Below are 16,627 nucleotides of genomic sequence, written 5' to 3' on the forward strand. Positions count from 1 at the left end.
GATATTTGGCATAAAATTTCAACATACGGAACCAATGAAATAATATTTCACGAAAACTCTATGGATGAAATAGATCGTCGCATTCTGAACGCTCTTCAGATTGATGCCTCGCAAACGAATGCGGAACTGGCTGCTGCCGTGCACGTGTCGCCGCCGACCTGCCTGCGGCGGGTCAAGCATTTGCGCGAAAGCGGGGTGATCCAGCGCGAGGTGGCCATCGTGGCGCCGGAGAAGGTCGGCGCCAGCCTGACGGCGCTGGTGGAAATCTCGCTGGATGTCCAGGCCGCCGAGCGCATGACGGCGTTTGAGGTGCTGGTGGCCGATGAGGCGGTCGTGCTGCAATGCTACCGCGTGGCGCCGGGTCCGGATTTCGTGCTGGTGGTGCAGGTGGCGGACATGCCGGCCTATCACGCGCTGGCGCACCGCCTGTTCGCCAGCCATGCGAATGTGCGGAATGTGAAGGCTTACTTCTCCACTTTCCGCAGCAAATTCGAAACCCGCATTGCTGTGTGAACAAAGTTATACACGCTTATCCAAGCGATAAAAACAGCTTATCCGCATGCTTATACATGGCTTATACAGCGGTTTTCCTCAGCTTATACACCCGCTTCTCCACGTATTTTACACACGGTTAATCACAACTTTATCCACAAGCGGGATCAGAAGCTGACGGTCAGGGTCAGGCTGACATTGCGCGGCTCGCCCCAGAATACGCCGTCGTAGAAGCCGATGTTGCGGTAGTAGTGCTTGTCGGTCAGGTTGCTGATGTTTAATTGGGCACGCAGCTTGCGGTTGATCTCGTACCCGGCAAATACACTCAGCAAAGAATAGCCGCCTTGCCGGATCTTCGATACTTCGCCTGCCGGGGCGGTGGGACGGCCGTACCAGGATTCGCTCCAGGTCGAGCTTTGCGCCTGCACGCTGCCACCGACCTTCAGCCCGGGCAGCACGCTGTCCAGCTTGTACGAACTGGTCAGGCGGACCAGATGACGCGGCTGCGTTGGCTCGCCGCGCTCGCCTTCGGCAGTGGCCACGTGCAGATAGGTGTAGCCGCCGGCGACGTTCCAGTTCGGCGTAATCCGGCCCGAAACGTCGAATTCGACGCCCTTGGCGGTCAGGCCGTCGCCGTCGGCCACGTAGGCGTTGCCGCCATCGGGCAACAGGAAGCCGGCCGGCACCGAACGGTCCAGCACGGCGAGGTTTTTCTTCAGCGTGCGGAACACGGCGGCCGAGGCGTTCAGCTTCTTGTCGAAGAATTCGCCTTTGATGCCGAGTTCGCTGTTGGTGCCGGTTTCCGGGTCCAGCAGGCGGTTGTTCTTGTCCTTCGAGGTTTGCGGATTGAACAGCGAGGTGTAGCTGGCGTACAGCGACATCTGCTGGTTGAGGTCGTAGACCAGGCCGACATACGGCGTGATTTCATCGCTGGTTTTTTGCAGGTTGCTGCTGCCGGTGAATTTGCCGCTGGCGTCGAAGGCGGAATCCTCGGTGCGGTAGTTGCTGATGCGCGCGCCGGTAATCACGGTCAGCGGCTCGCTCAGGCTGAAGCGGCCGGCCACATAGGCGCCTCCCTGCCTGACTTCGGTTTCAGTATGCGTGCCGTCCGGCGTGAAGCTTGGCTTGGGAATATTGCCGGTCCAGTTGCGGTAGTCGGGAATCGCGGCCGGATACAGCACGGTCGAGGTGCCGCCCTGGCTGCTGTTGACCTGTTTGCCGCCGTTCCAGCCGACGATCAGCGTGTGCTGGCGGCCGAGCAGCGCGAACGGGCCGGTCGCATAGAGGTCGTAGTTGTCGTAGATGGCTTTGCCTTCGCCCCAGACGCCGGTCCACAAGCGCATGCCGGCGCCGGTGGCCGGATTCGGATAGCCGGCGCCGCCATTGGCCACGGTGGTGTTGTTGCGGCTGTCGGTGCGGGCGTAGCCTACGTGCAGCTTCCAGCCGTTGCCGAAGCGCTGGTCGATCGAGGCGAAGGCCGTGTGCTGCTTGTTGGCCCAGGTGCTCCACGGCGTGGTCAGCGTGAAGTTGCGCGGCAGGCTGGCCACCGTGCCGTCGAAGTTCCAGTAGGGCACTGCCCCCAGGTGGCGCCGGTCGGCTTGTTGCGCTGGAAGTCGATGCCGGCGGTCAGCAGCGTGCCGGGCGTCAGGTCGGCCTCGACAATGGCCAGGCCGACGGTTTTGCGCTCGTGGTACATGTCCATGTAGGAATCGCGGTCCTGGTGGGCGACCGCCACCCGGCTGCGCACCGCGCCGTCGGCCGTCAGCGGCACGGTCAGGTCGACCTCGGCGCGGCGGTCGTCCCAGCGGCGCAGGGCGATGCTGGCGCTGCCGGCCAGCGTTTTGCCGGGACGCTTGCGCACCATGTTGACGGCGGCCGACGGGTCGCCGGTGCCGCCCATCAGGCCGGTGGCGCCGCGCACCACTTCTACGCGGTCGTACAGCACCGTGTCCGACAGCGGCGCGTTGCTACCCTGCGGCATGCCGTCAATCTGGAAGTTGTTGATGGAGAAGCCGCGCGCGTAGAAGTTGGTGCGCTCGGTATCGGCCTGGCCGATCATGACGCCGGTGGTCAGGCCCAGCGCTTCGTCGATGCGGGTCAGGCCGAGGTCGTCCATGAAGGCGCGCGTGACCACGCTGACCGATTGCGGCGTGTCGCGGACCGACATTTCCATGCGGGTCGAGGTGCGGGCTGAACCGGCCGAATAGGAATCGTCTCCGGTGTTCTGGCCTTTCACTTCGACCTTGGTGATCTGTTCTTCGTCATCGGCGGCAAAGGCCGGAAAGGCGGCGCCCAGCGCCAGCGCCAGTGCGGTGATGTGCAGCTTGTGATGCATCTTGCATTCCCTTTTGTTGTGATTGGTAACCAGTAAGACCGGCGAGATCACAAAAGGGGACAGGCTTTATGCGCTCGCCATCAGACACTGCATGAAGGCGGCAGCCATGTAGCGCTTGACGGTGCGCACGGTGACGCCGAGGCGGACGCCGATGTCGCTGTAGCCGAGGCCCTCCAGCTGCGACAGCAAAAACGCTTCGCGCGCCTTGGGCGGCAGGCCGTCCAGCATGCGGTCGATGTCGTGCAGCGATTCGAGGATCAGCGCCCGTTCTTCCGGCGACGGCGTATGGCAGGGCGGCAGCTGGGCCAGCACTTCGAGGTAGGCGCGCTCCAGCGATTGCCGTTCGGCATAGTTGATCAGCAGGCGGTGGGCCACCGTGGCCAGGTAGGCGCGCGGCTCGCGCATCTGCCGGCAGCAGTGCTCGGGCTGGCACAGGATACGGACGAAGGTTTCCTGCGCCAGGTCGGCCGCATGGTCGGCGCCGTTGACCTTGCGGCGCAGCCAGCCGACCAGCCAGCTATGGTGGGCGGCGTACAGGGTGCTGACGTCGGAGCGGGGCGCGTTCTGATGCACAACTTGCCATTTATTGAATGAGAATTATTCTCATCGTAGCATTTTTGGCACTGGCTGGCCAATTCTGTTGTTTATCCCCCAGTTATCCTCCCACTATCCAAGCGGTTTTCCCCAGCCTTATGCACAGCGGTTTTCTCGGCAGAAAAGTTATCCGCCAGTTATCCGGCGCTTATCCAGCACTTGCTCAAGGGCTTACGCACAGAGTTATGCACATTTGCTGAAAAAGCAGGCTTACGGGCAACGCGCAGGGCGACAGGCAGACGCGGTATACCTCGCTTGCAAGTAAATGGCTTACTTACGCACCTGTTTTCCCGTTGCTATGCAGGGCTTACTCACATATTTATCCACAAATAAAACGGCGCCCGCAGGCGCCGTGGAGCAAGCCGGGAGAGGTCCCGCTTATTTTTTGATCTTGACCGGACGGGTCCAGTTTTCGATGGTGATCTGGCGCGGACGCGAAACCGTCAACTTTCCGGCCGGCGCATCCTTGGTCAGCGTGGTGCCGGCGCCCAGCGTGGCGCCCTTGCCGACGGTGACCGGCGCCACCAGCTGGCTGTCGCTGCCGATGAAGGCGTCGTCCTCGATGACGGTGCGGAACTTGTTGGCGCCGTCGTAATTGCAGGTGATGGTGCCGGCGCCGATGTTGACGCGCGAGCCGATGGTGGCGTCGCCGATGTAGGCGAGGTGGTTGGCCTTGCTGTGCGCAGCCACCTGGCCGTTTTTGATTTCCACGAAGTTACCCACATGGACGTCTTCCGCCAGCACCGTGCCCGGGCGCAAGCGCGCATACGGGCCGATCAGCGATGCCTCGCCGACCACCGCTTCCTCGATATGGCAGAACGGCTTGATCTGCGCGCCGGCCAGGATGCGGGCGTTGACGATGACGTTGTGGGCGGCGATGTGCACGCCGTCGCCGATTTCCACCTTGCCTTCAAACACGCAACCGACGTCGATGGTGACGTCGCGGCCGCAGACCAGTTCGCCACGGACATCGATGCGCGCCGGGTCCAGCAGCGTGACGCCCTGTTCCAGCAAGCGGTTGGCGATGTTGCGCTGGTGGATGCGCTCCAGCTCGGCCAGCTGCACCTTGCTGTTGACGCCGGCGACTTCCCACTGCGCCGCCGGCTGCGCCGACACCACCGGCACGCCATCGGCCACGGCCAGCGCGACGATATCGGTCAGGTAGTACTCGCCCTGGGCGTTCTCGTTCTTGATCGCGCCCAGCCATTGTTTGAGGCGCCTGGTCGGCGCGACCATGATGCCGCTGTTGATTTCCTTGATGGCGCGTTCGGCCTCGCTGGCGTCTTTTTGCTCGACGATGCGCACAATGTGGCCGTTCTCACGGACGATTCTGCCCAAACCGGTAGGATCGTCTTGTTCGACAGTCAAAATGCCCAGCTTGTCGGTGCCGGCGGCGTCGATCAGCGCCCGCAGCGAGGCGGCGCTGGTCAGCGGCACATCGCCGTACAGGATCAGCGTCGGGACGTTGTCGTCCAGCTCAGGCAGGCCCTGCATGACGGCGTGGCCGGTGCCCAGCTGCTGCTGCTGCAAGGCGGCGGCGACCGGCTCCGGCTGCCTGGCGAGCAAGGCCTGTACCGCTGCGGCGCCATGCCCGTAAATCACGCATAATCGGCTGGCGGACAGGCTACGCGCGGTGTCCAGCACATGCTGCAACAGCGGCTTGCCCGCCAATGGGTGTAACACTTTCGGCAGCGCGGACTGCATGCGCTTGCCCATGCCGGCAGCGAGGATAACGACGTTCATAGAGGTGCCAAAAGAGAGTGAGTGTAAATGCAAAAGTCTAACATGCCCCTGCCAGGCCGCCGGACGCTTTACGGCCTGTTGCTGATCGTTCTCATGTCCGTGCTGGCCGCCTGCAGTTCGCTGCGCCTGGCCTACAACAACGGCGATACGCTGCTGTACTGGTGGCTGAACGGCTATGTCGACCTGAACTCGGACCAGAAGGGCTGGGTCAAGGAAGATATCGACAAGCTCATCCACTGGCACCGCCAGACGCAGCTGCAAGACTACATCCAGATCCTGCAGACCGCGCAGCGCCAGCTGAGCGCCGGTCCGAGCCAGGCGGACCTGCAAAACGACTATGACGAAATCAAGAAGCGCACCGAGTCGCTGCTGTTGAAGGCGACGCCGGAACTGGCCGAGCTGGCGCGCTCGCTGCAACCGGAGCAGATCGCGACGCTGGAGCGCAAGTTCGCCGCCAACAACGCCGAGTTCCGCAAGAAGAACATGCGCGGCGACAAGGAAGCGCAGCAGCGCTACCGTTTCAAGAAGTCAATGGAGCAGTTCGAGCTGTGGTTCGGCAACTTCAGCGACGAGCAGGAGGCCCAGATCCGCAAGGCCTCGGACGCCCGCCCGCTGGACAATGAAATCTGGCTCGACGAGCGCACCCGCCGGCAAAACAGTATCCTGGCGCTGGTGCGCCGCGTGCAAAGCGAGAAGCTGAGCAAGGAAGCGACCCAGGCGGAAATTCAGAAGCTGATCAAGGACGGTTTCCGCCGCCTCGACAATTCCGAGCGCAAGGCTTTCTTCGACGCCGCCGAGGAAGCCAATATCAAGCTGGTGCTAACGGTCATCAATCTGTCGACGCCAGTGCAAAAAGCCCATGCGCAGAAACGCATGCAGGGCTGGATCGACGACTTCCGCAGCCTGGCGGCGGACCAGCGATAGGTGGCTCTATGGTATGATGGCCTGTTGAATCAATGACTTAGAACACAGCCTCATGCCAAGAAAGCCGCTCAGCAAGCCAGCCAAACCCGCCAAGGTCCCGGTCCACGGTCCGCAGCACGCCAACCAGGTCCGCATCATCGGCGGCCAGTGGAAGCGCACGCCGCTGCCGGTGCTGAGCGCGCTTGGCCTGCGGCCGACGCCGGACCGTGTGCGCGAGACGGTGTTCAACTGGATCAATCACCAGCGCGACGGCTATTGGGCCAACGCGCAAGTGCTGGACCTGTTCGCCGGCAGCGGCGCGCTGGGCTTCGAGGCGGCCAGCCGTGGCGCGCAAGCTGTGACCATGATCGACAGCAACGCGCAAGTGACGCGCCAGCTGGACGAGATCAAGACCAGGCTCAAGGCCGACAATGTGCAGATCATGCGCGGCGACGCCCTGTCGGTGGCGCAATCGGCCGCAGCGCGCGGCCAGACATACGACCTGATCTTCCTCGACCCGCCGTACCAGCAGAACTTCCTGGAAAAATCGCTGCCGCTGGCCGCCAGGCTGCTGAAAGAGGGCGGGCTGGTGTACGCCGAATCCGGGCTGGCGCTGGAGTTCGCCGACGGCGAGGCGCCAGAGTGGATGGCTGGCTGGGAGATCGTCCGCGCCGACAAGGCCGGGATGGTGTTCTTCCACTTATTAAAATATACAGCCTAAGCCACGTTAAAATACGCAGCCTTAGCCACGTCATTCCCGCGAAGGCGGGAATCCATACTCCGTGTGCCGATGTGGCGTTCCATGGATTCCCGCCTGCGCGGGAATGACGGGTAGGCTAAGTCAACCGTATTAGCGCCTAAAATCGCCTCAAGTTAAGGCAATTTTAAGTAAAACCGCTTTTTCAGGCATAATGCGCGTTCTATATTGGTGCATCTGCAGGGAGCCGCAATGGTAGTAGCTGTTTATCCAGGAACTTTCGATCCGCTGACCCGTGGTCACGAGGATCTGGTGCGTCGCGCATCGGGTCTGTTCGACACGCTCGTGGTCGGTGTCGCTGACAGCCAGAACAAGAAACCGTTCTTCTCGCTGGATGAGCGCCTGGAGATTGCCAACGAAGTCCTCGGCCATTATCCGAACGTCAAGGTGGAGAGCTTCTCCGGCCTGCTGAAGGATTTCGTGCGCGACCACGACGCGCGCGTCATCGTGCGCGGCCTGCGCGCCGTCTCCGACTTCGAGTACGAGTTCCAGATGGCGGGCATGAACCGCTATTTGCTGCCGGACGTCGAAACCATGTTCCTGACGCCGTCCGACCAGTATCAATTCATCTCCGGCACCATCGTGCGCGAAATCGCCATGCTGGGCGGGGATGTGTCCAAGTTTGTATTCCCATCGGTGGACCGTTGGCTGCAGAAGAAAATCGCCGCCAACAAGAACGCCGACCAGCCAAAGTAAGCGAGCTGAATCATGGCCTTAATGATTACCGACGATTGTATTAATTGCGACGTGTGCGAGCCGGAGTGCCCGAACGACGCGATCTACATGGGCGCGGAAATTTACGAAATCAATCCGGACAAGTGCACCGAGTGCGTCGGCCACTTCGACGAGCCGCAGTGCCAGCAGGTCTGCCCGGTCAGCTGCATCCCGTTCAATCCGGAGTTCCGCGAGACCAAGGACCAGCTGTTCGCCAAGTTCGAGCTGTTGCAGGCCGCCAAGGCCTGAGCGTCGTTCCCGCGCAGGCGGGAATCCATGCTGAGTGAGCTGGCACGCGTCCTATGGATTCCCGCCTGCGCGGGAATGACGTGCACGGTGGTATAGTCGGGTCACATCCATACCGGAGACCCTCATGAACCGTAGAACCACCCTGCACGCCCTGGCCGCGGCCGCGCTGTTTGCAGCCATGCCTTCCTTCGCCTTTGCCGCGGTCGACGTGGCCGGGGTCAAATTCGACGACACCATCACAGTCGCCGGCCAGCCGTTGAAGCTGAACGGCGCCGGCGTGCGCACCAAGGTCATCTTCAAGGTCTACGCCGCCGGTCTGTACCTGACGGAAAAGAAAACCACCGTGCCCGAGGTGCTGGCGGCGCCAGGCCCGCGCCGGGTGGCCATCACCATGCTGCGCGAAGTCAGCTCGGACGATTTCGGCAAGGCCTTCACCGACGGCATCAATGCCAACACCAGCAAGGAAGACCGCAACAAGATCCTGCCGCAGATTATGAAGTTCGGCGAAGTGTTCGCGCAGACGCCGGTGCTGAAGAAGGGCGACCAGTTGTCGCTGGACTGGACGCCGAACGAGGGCACCCAGTGCTACCTGAATGGAAAGAAAATCGGGGAATTGATGCCGGATGTGGCGTTCTACAACGCCGTCCTGCGCATCTGGCTCGGTGATAAGCCGGCCGACAGTTCGCTCAAGCCGGCGCTGCTCGGCGAAAAGTAATGCTGCGTCGCAGTATCAGGCCCGCGTCGCCAGCTGGCGGCGCTGTTCGCGGCTCATTTTCGGCTTGACCACCAGCACGGCGGCACGGGCCAGGCCCAGCAGCAGCGGCCTGAACAGCACAATCAAACCGCCGCTCACAGCGATCAGCAGCGCCAGCTTGATGGCGGCGAACACAGAAAAATCTTGTAATGCGGAAATCATGATGGACACAGTTTAGTTGTAGCCTTAGAATCTGCTATAACTATAGTGCGCCGCAACATAACTATCCAATTGCGATTCCCGATAACAATTATGCGTTTCGTGAATGCACTGTGCTATCGTCATTTCTCCAACATCTTTCCCTGAGCCGCCATGAGCTTTCTGACGCTGGACCTGAACTTGCTGCGCGTTTTCGACGCCGTGATGACAGAGCAAAATCTGACACGTGCCGCCGGCCACCTGGCCATGACGCAGCCTGCCGTTTCCAACGCCATCAAGCGCCTGCGCGAGAGCCTGGGCGATGAGCTGCTGATCCGCACCGCCTACGGCGTGAAGCCGACGCCACGCGCCGAATCGCTGTGGCCGTCCGTGCGCAGCGCGCTGGCCAGCCTGGAAGCGGCGGTGGCGCCAGAAACCTTCGATGTGTCCGCCGCGCACGCCACCTTCCGGATGGCGATGGCCGACGCCACCGCCGCCATGTGGCTGCCGTCGCTGATGCGTTCGATCGAGAGCGAGGCGCCGGGCATCAATGTGCGCATGGTGCCGCTGACCACGCGCGAGCCGCGGCCGATGCTGCTGCGCGGCGATATCGATCTGGCGGTCGGCTTCTTCCCGGGCGTGGCGGCGCAGCTGTCGTATGAAACCGGTTCGCCGATCCGTCACGAGCGTTTGTACTCGGGCAAGTACGTGTGCGTGATGCGCCGCGATCACCCGCTGGCCAAGGTCGAGCTGAATCTGGATAACTATTGCGCAGCGAATCACCTGCTGGTGAGTTTCTCCGGCCGTGCGCACGGCCTGGTGGACGAGGCGTTGGCGCAGTTGCAGCGCGAACGCCGCATTCTGCTGACGGTCAACCAGTTCTTCACCGCCGGCCGCGTCGTGGCCAACTCCGACCTGGTGACGGTGCTGCCGCGCCACCTGATCGCGGCAACCGGTATGACCGACGCGCTGGTGCACAAGGAATTGCCGTTCCAGCTGCCGGCGGTCCACCTCGACATGCTGTGGCACGAGCGCGATGCGCGCAGCCCGGCGCACAAGTGGCTGCGCACCCATCTGGAAAAGATGAATACGCAGACGCAGCGCGCGGTGAACACCGCGCCGGCGCCGACCCAGGCGCCAGCCTCAACCCGCTAACCGTCATTCCGCATCGGCGGACCGCCGCGCAGGCGGGAATCCATGCTGAGCACGCGTTCTATGGATTCCCGCCTCCGCGGGAATGACGAGTTAGTGGCTGGAGCGGTAGCCAATGCGGAAACCGCCCCAATGCTTGCCATCCACATAAATCGGCGCGGACAGGTCGTGCATCACCTCGCCGGTATCCCGCTTATACGTCTGTAGCAGGAACGGCTTGGTATTCGAGCCGCAGCGCTTGCCCGTGCGGTCGCTGAAAATCCGCTTGGTACGGTTATTGACGATATCGACATCGTAATTCCCCGTCAACGGCTGCGAAAACTTCTTATTATGCGTGGGGAAATAGCCGTTGTTATCGACCGCGCCGGCATACGCCAGCTGCGGCATCGCCTGCAGCAAGCCTTCCTGCAACGGCGGCAGCACGCGGTCGGTGAAATCGTCAAAGCGGGTCTTGTGCTTGGGCGGATCGGTATCCGGAATCGGCGTGTACTTGCGGTCCCACAACGCTTCCGCCGAAATCTGCCCGCTGGCGATGGCGCGCTCGAAAATCCTGCCGACCTCCGCCGCCGCCCGCTGCGCCGCCACGCGGATATCGTCATGCGAAGTCGCGATCGACGACTCGCCCAGCGCGCCGGTGATGATTTCCGCCCGTTCCGCCAGCGCCATCGCCGAGCTGGCCGCGCGCGGCAATTCCTTCTCGGTGGACAACAAGCTGTCGCGGATGCTGGCGATGGCGTGGGCGATTTCCTCGGTGGTGGCGACGTGCTCGCGCGAGGCGCGCGCGATCTGGCCGATCTCGTCCTCCGACACCCCCGACGATTGCTCGATATTGCCCAACAGCCCGTGCACGGTTTCCACATTGCCGGCCGCCTCGCTGACCTTGACCGCCAGCGAATTCATGCCGGTGGCGGCCTTCTCGGCCTGCTGGTTAATCTCGCGCACCATGGCGCTGATCTCGTCGGTCGCCTCCTTGGTGCGCAGCGCCAGCTGGCGCACCTCGCTGGCCACCACGGCGAAACCGCGGCCCTGTTCGCCGGCGCGCGCGGCCTCGATGGCGGCATTCAGCGCCAGCAGATTAGTGCGCGCGGAAATCTCGCTGATGGCCTCGGTGAAGCCGTAGATTTTGCGGGAGTTGGTTTGCAGCGCGGTCATCACGGCGGCGGCCGTCTGCGCATCCTCGCGCGCGGTGCGGATGCGTTGCAGGCCGTTGTCGGCCTCGGCGCGCCCGGCCACTGTTTCGCCGCGCACCTGGGCGGCGATCTTCGCGGCGCGCTCGGCGTTGGCGGCGATGCGCTCGGTGGTATCGGCATTCTGCGCGGAGCTGTGGACGATGCCGCCGGCGGTGCTGACATCGAGCTCGATTTTCTTTTTGACGGAATCGACGAAGTACGAGGTTTCCGCCGCGCCGATCATGATGGCGTCGATCTCGTCGCCGACGGTATGGGCGAAATGCCGCACGCCGCCCTCGTCGTTGCTCTGGCGCGACGCCCACCAGGCGATGCCGGCGCCGCCCAGCGCGGCCGGTATGGCCGCCGCCACCGGCCCCGCCCCGGCCAGGTTGAACAAGTAAGCGAGGCAGGTTCCACCTGCCGTCGCACCCAAAATCCACAATCCACGTTGCACCAACTTATGCTGCAAAAGCTTCATCTGTCCCCCGTTTAACAACAGGCGCCTTGGGCGTCTCCAAATTTTATTTCTGTGATGCTATTTTATGGGCAACTTGGTGGTATTCTTAACTTCTTCCATCACAGCATAGGTGTGTGTTTCACGGACACCTTTCTGAAGCAGGGTTTTACCCAGGAACTCGCGGTAGGCCGCCATGTCCTTGACGCGGGCTTTGACCAGGTAGTCGAAGCCGCCGGCAACCATGTGGCATTCCAGCACTTCCGGGATCACCTGCACGCTGTGCTTGAAGGCGTCGAACACTTCGGGCGTGGTGCGGTCCAGCACCACCTCGATAAAGACCAGCAGGGACACATCCAGCAACTGCGGATTGAGCTGCGCGGTGTAACCCATGATATACCCGGACTCGTGCAGCTTGCGCACGCGTTCCAGGCAAGCGGCGGGCGACAGATTCACCCGCGCGGCCAGCTCCACGTTGGAGATACGGCCATCGCTCTGCAACTCCATCAAGATTTTCTTGCTGATCTTGTCTAACATTTCCGGGAACTCCCAAATAAATATTATTTGGTTAAATTGTCTCACTAAAAACTATCTATTGCTAGCCCCCTGCATTACCAGAATTAATCCGAAAGAATACGCTCTACAATCGAATCATTAGCAGTCCCCAGAAAATCACGCTCGCCAGCCCCGCTGACGGGCGTGTTTTTGTACGTGGACCGGCTCAAAAAATTCTTTCTGAAAGTTCCCATGCAAGCAGTAAAACACTTCCGGTTTCACCCCGTTCGCCGCCTTGCAGGCCGAGATCCTGCGCGACCCGCTGCCGCTGCGCGCGGCAGTCACGGCGGCCTATCGCAAGGACGAAGTCAGCGCCGTTCAATGGCTGCTCGGCCAGTTGCAAAATCACGACGATGTCAGCCTCCAGCAGGCGCAGCAACTGGCGCACAAACTGGTCAGCCAGGTGCGCGCGCAGCGCACCCGCGCCTCCGGCGTGGACGCGCTGATGCACGAGTTTTCGCTGTCCTCAGAAGAGGGCGTGGCGCTGATGTGCCTGGCCGAAGCACTGTTGCGTATTCCCGACAACGCCACCGCCGACCGCCTGATCGCCGACAAAATCAGCAAGGGCGACTGGCGCAAGCACCTCGGCGAGTCGCCGTCGCTGTTCGTCAACGCCGCCACCTGGGGCCTGCTGATCACCGGCAAGCTGGTGTCGACCTCGAGCGAGGCGGGACTGGGCTCGGCGCTGACCAAGCTGATTTCCAAGGGCGGCGAACCGCTGATCCGCAAGGGCGTGGACCTGGCGATGCGCATGCTGGGCAACCAGTTCGTCACCGGCCAGACCATCGACGAGGCGATCAAGAACGGCCAGGCCAACGAGGCGCGCGGCTACCGCTATTCCTACGACATGCTGGGCGAGGCGGCGCTGACCGAAGCGGACGCGCGCAACTACTACGCCTCGTATGAAACCGCGATCCACGCGATCGGCAAGGCCTCGAACGGGCGCGGCATCCGCAACGGCCCCGGCATTTCGGTGAAACTGTCGGCGCTGCACCCGCGCTACAGCCGCGCCCAGCGCGCCCGCGTCATGGAAGAATTGCTGCCGCGCGTGCGCGAACTGGTGCTGCTGGCCAAGCACTACAACATCGGCCTGAACATCGACGCCGAAGAGGCCGACCGCCTGGAGCTGTCGCTGGACCTGATGGAAGCGCTGGCGCACGATCCGGCGCTGGCCGGCTTCGAGGGCATCGGCTTCGTGGTGCAGGCGTACCAGAAGCGCTGCCCGTTCGTCATCGACTACCTGATCGACCTGGCCAGGCGCAGCGGCCGCAAGTTCATGGTGCGCCTGGTCAAGGGCGCCTACTGGGACGCCGAAATCAAGCGCGCCCAGGTGGACGGCATGAGCGGCTATCCGGTCTACACGCGCAAGGTCTACACCGACGTCTCGTACCTGGTGTGCGCGCAGAAGCTGTTGGGCGCCAACGGCCTGATCTACCCGCAGTTCGCCACCCACAACGCGCAGACGCTGTCGACCATTTACACCTGGGCCAAGCGCGACGGCATCACCGACTACGAATTCCAGTGCCTGCACGGCATGGGCGAGTCGCTGTACGACCAGGTGGTCGGCAAGGACAACCTGGACAAGCCATGCCGTATTTACGCACCGGTCGGTACCCACGAGACGCTGCTGGCCTACCTGGTGCGCCGCCTGCTGGAAAACGGCGCCAACTCGTCCTTCGTCAACCAGATCGTCGACGAGGCGATCCCGATCGAATCGCTGCTGCGCGATCCGGTCGCCACCGCGCGCGAGCAGGGCGGCCTGCCGCACCCGGGCATCGCGCTGCCGCTGGACATGTTCGGCGCCGGGCGCCGCAATTCGGCCGGCTTCGACCTGGCCAATGAAAATGTGCTGCGCGAGGTTTCGGAAGCGCTGGCGACGCCGCGCAGCTGGCACGCCGCGCCGCTGCTGGCGGGCGAACTGAGCGTCGGCCAGCCGGTGCAAAACGTCACCAACCCGGCGCAACGCGGCGACATCGTCGGCCAACTGGTCGAAGCCAGCGCCACCGACGTCGAAGTCGCGCTGACCAGCGCCAGCAATTACGCCATGGACTGGCAGACCACCGAACCGTCGGTCCGCGCCGCCGCGCTGACCCGGGCCGCCGACCTGTTCGAAGCCAACGCCATGGAACTGATGACGCTGGCCATCCGCGAAGCAGGCAAATCGCTACCGAACGCCATCGCCGAACTGCGCGAGGCGGTCGACTTCCTGCGCTACTACGCGGCCGAGGTCGGCGGCGCCAGCAACACCTTGGCGCTCGGTCCGGTCACCTGCATCAGCCCGTGGAACTTCCCGCTGGCGATCTTCACCGGCCAGGTGGCGGCGTCGCTGGCGGCCGGCAACGTAGTGCTGGCCAAGCCGGCCGAGCAAACGCCGCTGATCGCGCACCGCGCGGTGCAGCTGCTGCACGAAGCCGGCATTCCGCGCGCCGCGCTGCAATTCCTGCCGGGCCGCGGCGAAGTGGTCGGCGCCGCGCTGACCGCCGACAGCCGCGTCAAGGGCGTGATCTTCACCGGCTCGACCGAAGTGGCGCAGCTGATCAACCGCACGCTGGCCAAGCGCGCCATTGCCGAAAACGCCGACATTCCGCTGATCGCTGAAACCGGCGGGCAGAACGCCATGATCGTCGACTCGTCGGCGCTGCCGGAACAGGTGGTGCAGGATGCGATTTCGTCGGCCTTCGACAGCGCCGGCCAGCGCTGCTCGGCGCTGCGCGTGCTGTTCCTGCAGGAAGACATCGCCGACAAGACCATCAAAATGCTCAAAGGCGCGATGCAGGAGCTGAAAGTCGGCTCGCCGGACCGTCTGGTGACCGATATCGGCCCGGTGATCGACGCCGAGGCGCAGCAAAACCTGCTGGCCCACATCAACAAGCTGAAGGCGACGGCGGTGGATTACTACTCGCTGGACCTGCCGTCGGAAGTTAGCGCGGCTGGCACCTTCGTGCCGCCGACCGTGCTGGAAATCCGCTCGCTGGCCGAACTGACGCAGGAAGTGTTCGGCCCGGTCATGCACGTGATCCGCTACAAGCGCGCCGACCTGCCGAAAGTGGTGGAGCAGATCAACGCCAGCGGCTTCGGCCTGACGCTGGGCGTGCACTCGCGCATCGATGAAACCATCGACTACATCGCCAGCCGCGCGCACGTCGGCAATATTTACATCAACCGCAACATCGTCGGCGCGGTGGTGGGTGTGCAACCGTTCGGCGGCGAAGGCAAATCCGGCACCGGCCCGAAAGCCGGCGGACCGCTGTACCTGAAACGCCTGCAACGCGGCGCCATCACCGCGCCGGTGCACGACCGTCACGCCACGCCGTCGCTGGACGCGCTGATCGGCTGGGCCAAAGCGCACGGCCACGACCGCGCAGCCAGCCTGGGCGAGCAATACAGCCGTTCGACCATGCTGGGCAGCCAGACCACGCTGCCTGGCCCGACCGGCGAACGCAACACGCTGGCGCTGGTGGCCCGTGGCGCGGTCGCCTGCGTAGCCGGCACGCTGGACGGCCTGCTGAACCAGATCGCCGCCGTGCTGGCGACCGGCAACGTGGCGCTGGTGTCGGGCCCCGGCATCGGCTTGCTGCCGGCCGACCTGCCGGCGGCGGTGAAGGACCGCATCCAGGCTGTTTCGAGCCTGGACAACTGCGAGTTCCAGATTGCGCTGGTCGAAGACATGCTGGCCAAGAGCCAGTACGGCACGCTGGCGGCCCGTAACGGGGCGCTGGTGGGCCTGATCGGCACGACCGAGGAGGGGAGCATACCGCTGTGGCGTTTGCTCGCTGAGCGCGCTCTATGCGTGAATACGACCGCAGCGGGCGGCAATGCCAGCCTGATGACGCTGGAAACCGCCTAACCTCCCCCGTCATTCCCGCGAAGGCGGGAATCCATGCTGAGCTAATGCTTCAAAGGCTCCAAGGATTCCCGCCTGCGCCACAACGACAAAAGTTACGAATCACATCAAAGGCGTAGCGCGAGGCCACGGTTTTGATGAAATGCATAAAGTCAACGGCAGCATCATCGTTGGCGTTGTCCGAGATCGTTCTGATCACGGCAAACGGAATTCCCAGTTCAAAACACACCTGCGCGACCGCCGCGCCTTCCATCTCCACCGCCAGCACATCCGGCAAAGCCGCCTTCAACGCCTGAATCTGCGTCGATTTGCCTATGAATTGATCACCGCTGGCGATCAATCCGCGATGAACGCGCGCAACTGGCGCAGCAGCGCCAGCCAGTTTTTCGGTCAAAGCAACGTCAGTGGCAAAGCTGGACAAGCCCGTCAGCGGAATTTCAAATCGGGGAAACAGCGGGCTGGCATCGAAATCGTGCTGGACCAGCGTATCAGCCACCACGATATCGCCGACTTTAACGTTTTTATCCCCGCTGCCGGCTACGCCGGTAAAGATGATGTGGGTAACTCCGAACTTCTCCACAAGGATTGCGGCTGTCATTGCCGCTGCAACCTTGCCTATACGCGATAAAACGCACACAGCGTCGATTTCCCACAGTTTCCCGGAGGTGTACTCCCTCATGCCGTGAATCTGCTTAGCGGGGCTGTAAAGGGCTTCTATGAGCCCATGCTGTTCTTCAGCCAACGCGCTGATGATCCCTAACCGCATACTTTTCC

16 protein-coding genes are annotated in these 16,627 nt (G+C 62.8%); 8 read left to right on the top strand and 8 right to left on the bottom strand.

The features are described from left to right. Positions 1 to 60 precede the first annotated feature (60 nt). Positions 61 to 513, top strand: a complete 453-nt coding sequence (locus ACRQ5J_RS01575) for an Lrp/AsnC family transcriptional regulator (RefSeq protein WP_432380845.1) — start codon at positions 61 to 63, stop codon at positions 511 to 513. A gap of 146 nt (positions 514 to 659) precedes the next feature. Here ACRQ5J_RS01575 and ACRQ5J_RS01580 read toward each other — a convergent pair whose 3' ends face one another. The 4 genes from ACRQ5J_RS01580 to glmU all read right to left on the bottom strand — a co-directional run bounded on the left by ACRQ5J_RS01580 (position 660) and on the right by glmU (position 5,164). Then, complete coding sequence (locus tag ACRQ5J_RS01580; RefSeq protein ID WP_432380846.1) at positions 660 to 2,066, bottom strand: TonB-dependent siderophore receptor; 1,407 nt, start codon at positions 2,064 to 2,066, stop codon at positions 660 to 662. Next, positions 2,009 to 2,827, bottom strand: a complete 819-nt coding sequence (locus tag ACRQ5J_RS01585) for a TonB-dependent siderophore receptor (RefSeq protein WP_432380847.1) — start codon at positions 2,825 to 2,827, stop codon at positions 2,009 to 2,011. Before ACRQ5J_RS01585 ends, ACRQ5J_RS01580 begins: the two co-directional genes overlap by 58 nt. 66 nt (positions 2,828 to 2,893) lie before the next feature. Further along, positions 2,894 to 3,400, bottom strand: a complete 507-nt coding sequence (locus tag ACRQ5J_RS01590) for a sigma-70 family RNA polymerase sigma factor (RefSeq protein WP_432380848.1) — start codon at positions 3,398 to 3,400, stop codon at positions 2,894 to 2,896. Between the two features lie 399 nt (positions 3,401 to 3,799). Continuing rightward, positions 3,800 to 5,164 carry a bifunctional UDP-N-acetylglucosamine diphosphorylase/glucosamine-1-phosphate N-acetyltransferase GlmU gene (gene glmU, locus ACRQ5J_RS01595; protein ID WP_432380849.1) on the bottom strand — a complete coding sequence of 455 codons (1,365 nt, stop codon included), beginning with the start codon at positions 5,162 to 5,164 and terminating at the stop codon, positions 3,800 to 3,802. Between the two features lie 27 nt (positions 5,165 to 5,191). Between glmU and ACRQ5J_RS01600 the strand changes: the two genes are divergently transcribed. The 5 genes from ACRQ5J_RS01600 (at position 5,192) to ACRQ5J_RS01620 (ending at position 8,502) form a co-directional block, all read left to right on the top strand. After that, the gene (locus ACRQ5J_RS01600) at positions 5,192 to 6,088 is read left to right on the top strand and encodes a DUF6279 family lipoprotein (RefSeq protein ID WP_432380850.1); all 897 of its coding nucleotides are present in this window, start codon (positions 5,192 to 5,194) and stop codon (positions 6,086 to 6,088) included. A 52-nt stretch (positions 6,089 to 6,140) separates the two neighbouring features. Beyond that, positions 6,141 to 6,788, top strand: coding sequence for a 16S rRNA (guanine(966)-N(2))-methyltransferase RsmD (rsmD, locus tag ACRQ5J_RS01605; RefSeq protein ID WP_432380851.1), 648 nt, complete (start codon positions 6,141 to 6,143; stop codon positions 6,786 to 6,788). Between the two features lie 228 nt (positions 6,789 to 7,016). Then, positions 7,017 to 7,520 (top strand): pantetheine-phosphate adenylyltransferase, encoded by a 504-nt coding sequence (coaD, locus tag ACRQ5J_RS01610; protein ID WP_432380852.1) that lies wholly within the window; start codon positions 7,017 to 7,019, stop codon positions 7,518 to 7,520. 12 nt (positions 7,521 to 7,532) lie between these two features. Continuing rightward, on the top strand, positions 7,533 to 7,787 hold the full coding sequence (locus ACRQ5J_RS01615) for a YfhL family 4Fe-4S dicluster ferredoxin (protein ID WP_432380853.1): 255 nt from the start codon (positions 7,533 to 7,535) through the stop codon (positions 7,785 to 7,787). Positions 7,788 to 7,911: 124 nt separating this feature from the next. Then, positions 7,912 to 8,502 carry a chalcone isomerase family protein gene (locus ACRQ5J_RS01620; protein ID WP_432380854.1) on the top strand — a complete coding sequence of 197 codons (591 nt, stop codon included), beginning with the start codon at positions 7,912 to 7,914 and terminating at the stop codon, positions 8,500 to 8,502. Between the two features lie 15 nt (positions 8,503 to 8,517). Here ACRQ5J_RS01620 and ACRQ5J_RS01625 read toward each other — a convergent pair whose 3' ends face one another. After that, the gene (locus ACRQ5J_RS01625) at positions 8,518 to 8,703 is read right to left on the bottom strand and encodes a hypothetical protein (protein ID WP_432380855.1); all 186 of its coding nucleotides are present in this window, start codon (positions 8,701 to 8,703) and stop codon (positions 8,518 to 8,520) included. 150 nt (positions 8,704 to 8,853) lie between these two features. On the opposite strand from ACRQ5J_RS01625, the gene ACRQ5J_RS01630 reads away from it, so the two are divergent. Next, positions 8,854 to 9,834 carry a LysR family transcriptional regulator gene (locus ACRQ5J_RS01630; RefSeq protein ID WP_432380856.1) on the top strand — a complete coding sequence of 327 codons (981 nt, stop codon included), beginning with the start codon at positions 8,854 to 8,856 and terminating at the stop codon, positions 9,832 to 9,834. A gap of 90 nt (positions 9,835 to 9,924) precedes the next feature. On the opposite strand, the gene ACRQ5J_RS01635 is transcribed toward ACRQ5J_RS01630, so the two are convergent. Next, positions 9,925 to 11,478 (bottom strand): methyl-accepting chemotaxis protein, encoded by a 1,554-nt coding sequence (locus ACRQ5J_RS01635; RefSeq protein WP_432380857.1) that lies wholly within the window; start codon positions 11,476 to 11,478, stop codon positions 9,925 to 9,927. 57 nt (positions 11,479 to 11,535) lie between these two features. Continuing rightward, positions 11,536 to 11,991 carry an Lrp/AsnC ligand binding domain-containing protein gene (locus tag ACRQ5J_RS01640; RefSeq protein ID WP_008443393.1) on the bottom strand — a complete coding sequence of 152 codons (456 nt, stop codon included), beginning with the start codon at positions 11,989 to 11,991 and terminating at the stop codon, positions 11,536 to 11,538. Between the two features lie 253 nt (positions 11,992 to 12,244). Here ACRQ5J_RS01640 and putA point away from each other — a divergent pair, with 253 nt between their 5' ends. Beyond that, positions 12,245 to 15,856 carry a trifunctional transcriptional regulator/proline dehydrogenase/L-glutamate gamma-semialdehyde dehydrogenase gene (gene putA / locus ACRQ5J_RS01645; RefSeq protein WP_432380858.1) on the top strand — a complete coding sequence of 1,204 codons (3,612 nt, stop codon included), beginning with the start codon at positions 12,245 to 12,247 and terminating at the stop codon, positions 15,854 to 15,856. A gap of 49 nt (positions 15,857 to 15,905) precedes the next feature. On the opposite strand, the gene ACRQ5J_RS01650 is transcribed toward putA, so the two are convergent. Next, complete coding sequence (locus ACRQ5J_RS01650; RefSeq protein ID WP_432380859.1) at positions 15,906 to 16,619, bottom strand: 5'-methylthioadenosine/adenosylhomocysteine nucleosidase; 714 nt, start codon at positions 16,617 to 16,619, stop codon at positions 15,906 to 15,908. Positions 16,620 to 16,627: the final 8 nt, after the last annotated feature.

The organism is Duganella sp. P38 (assembly GCF_050859475.1).
In the GTDB taxonomy this organism is placed as follows: domain Bacteria; phylum Pseudomonadota; class Gammaproteobacteria; order Burkholderiales; family Burkholderiaceae_D; genus Rugamonas.

Excerpts from the sequence above, each read along its gene's own strand:
- ACRQ5J_RS01575 (WP_432380845.1), top strand. The coding sequence starts at position 61 with ATGGATGAAATAGATCGTCGCATTCTGAACGCTCTTCAGATTGATGCC.
- ACRQ5J_RS01585 (WP_432380847.1), bottom strand. The coding sequence starts at position 2,827 with ATGCATCACAAGCTGCACATCACCGCACTGGCGCTGGCGCTGGGCGCC.
- glmU (WP_432380849.1), bottom strand. The coding sequence starts at position 5,164 with ATGAACGTCGTTATCCTCGCTGCCGGCATGGGCAAGCGCATGCAGTCC.
- ACRQ5J_RS01600 (WP_432380850.1), top strand. The coding sequence starts at position 5,192 with ATGCAAAAGTCTAACATGCCCCTGCCAGGCCGCCGGACGCTTTACGGC.
- rsmD (WP_432380851.1), top strand. The coding sequence starts at position 6,141 with ATGCCAAGAAAGCCGCTCAGCAAGCCAGCCAAACCCGCCAAGGTCCCG.
- coaD (WP_432380852.1), top strand. The coding sequence starts at position 7,017 with ATGGTAGTAGCTGTTTATCCAGGAACTTTCGATCCGCTGACCCGTGGT.
- ACRQ5J_RS01615 (WP_432380853.1), top strand. The coding sequence starts at position 7,533 with ATGGCCTTAATGATTACCGACGATTGTATTAATTGCGACGTGTGCGAG.
- ACRQ5J_RS01620 (WP_432380854.1), top strand. The coding sequence starts at position 7,912 with ATGAACCGTAGAACCACCCTGCACGCCCTGGCCGCGGCCGCGCTGTTT.
- ACRQ5J_RS01625 (WP_432380855.1), bottom strand. The coding sequence starts at position 8,703 with ATGATTTCCGCATTACAAGATTTTTCTGTGTTCGCCGCCATCAAGCTG.
- ACRQ5J_RS01630 (WP_432380856.1), top strand. The coding sequence starts at position 8,854 with ATGAGCTTTCTGACGCTGGACCTGAACTTGCTGCGCGTTTTCGACGCC.
- ACRQ5J_RS01635 (WP_432380857.1), bottom strand. The coding sequence starts at position 11,478 with ATGAAGCTTTTGCAGCATAAGTTGGTGCAACGTGGATTGTGGATTTTG.
- ACRQ5J_RS01640 (WP_008443393.1), bottom strand. The coding sequence starts at position 11,991 with ATGTTAGACAAGATCAGCAAGAAAATCTTGATGGAGTTGCAGAGCGAT.
- ACRQ5J_RS01650 (WP_432380859.1), bottom strand. The coding sequence starts at position 16,619 with ATGCGGTTAGGGATCATCAGCGCGTTGGCTGAAGAACAGCATGGGCTC.